Annotated in this window: 3 protein-coding genes; 2 read left to right on the top strand and 1 reads right to left on the bottom strand. The window is 40.1% G+C overall.

Annotation, left to right across the window (positions count from 1 at the left end):
* Together HGP29_RS28185 and HGP29_RS28180 are read left to right on the top strand one after the other, a co-directional pair.
* Positions 1 to 251, top strand: a 251-nt coding sequence (locus HGP29_RS28185; RefSeq protein WP_211093449.1) for a hypothetical protein, incomplete at its 5' end; no start/stop codon positions are given.
* Positions 252 to 271: 20 nt separating this feature from the next.
* Complete coding sequence (locus HGP29_RS28180; RefSeq protein WP_004198361.1) at positions 272 to 667, top strand: hypothetical protein; 396 nt, start codon at positions 272 to 274, stop codon at positions 665 to 667.
* A 69-nt stretch (positions 668 to 736) separates the two neighbouring features.
* On the opposite strand, the gene HGP29_RS28175 is transcribed toward HGP29_RS28180, so the two are convergent.
* The gene (locus tag HGP29_RS28175; RefSeq protein WP_004197762.1) at positions 737 to 1,003 is read right to left on the bottom strand and encodes a type II toxin-antitoxin system RelE family toxin; all 267 of its coding nucleotides are present in this window, start codon (positions 1,001 to 1,003) and stop codon (positions 737 to 739) included.
* Positions 1,004 to 1,023: the final 20 nt, after the last annotated feature.

Genomic DNA, 1,023 nt, shown 5'->3' with positions numbered 1-1,023 from the left:
ACATCGAAGGATTAATTAGAAACCCATGGGGGAAGAAAAATGATAATCCACTAATATTTATAATGAGCATTGAAGAAAGTATAAAAGAAACCCTTAACTCAGGTTATATGTTATATAGAGTAGCTCCCATAACTGAGGGTGAAGCAGCTGCTTTCATGGATGTTCTTAAACAATTATTATTATTTGAGGATAATTTTCGCCTTTTTGGTAGAGACTTGGTTTATAAAATAGAAAAATTAAAAATCAGATAACAAAGTATGGTGAACGAAAAATGAAAGAGAGGATAGTGAAATGTGTAATACCAAGATTCTCAACTATGTATTGGTTAATTGCGTTCCTAGCATTTATATTCCCCGGTCGATCTTTTGCTGACGGTTACACCGCTTACTACCGATGTAATGGTACTCAGGAAGCATCTCTTACTGTTAAAGATAACAAACTAAGTATGGTTGTAGGTCTTTCTAAGTTTAATAGGCAACTGGATACTTATAGATTCAAAGAAAAGGGAATCGAAGTAGTAATGCAGAGAGCTGCTTCTGATGATAACTCTGAGGCCATAATGTCTTTTATTATGCCTGACGTTAACAATATGACCTTATTAGTTAAAAATAACGGCTACATTATCGTTAAGACAACCTGCTGGTTAACTAAAACCGACAAACAGTAGAACACGTAGTTAGTCGAGTATTTACCATAATACCTGTTGTCGGCATCAAAAAAGCCCGCATAGCGGGCTTCAGTCGTAAACTTCGCGGCGATGTCCAATCGTGGCGGCAAGGATAACAAGCTCGTCATCTCGGATCTCACACAGAACGCGATAATCTCCCACCCGATAGCGCCAGAACTCGCCCAGCTCACCTTTGAGCGGCTTCCCTGACTGGCGAGGATCGGCAGCAACTGCAATGCGTAAACTCATAAAATCCACAATCCGTCGTGCGTTCTGTTTGTCCATCTTGCGTAACGATTTGAGCGCCCGATCGGAATAGTTAATCGTCCAGACCAAGTGACTTCCTCACGTCTTCA

It is taken from the genome of Flammeovirga agarivorans, assembly GCF_012641475.1.
In the GTDB taxonomy this organism is placed as follows: Bacteria; Bacteroidota; Bacteroidia; order Cytophagales; family Flammeovirgaceae; genus Flammeovirga; species Flammeovirga agarivorans.
This window is presented reverse-complemented; position numbering and strand designations above follow the sequence as displayed.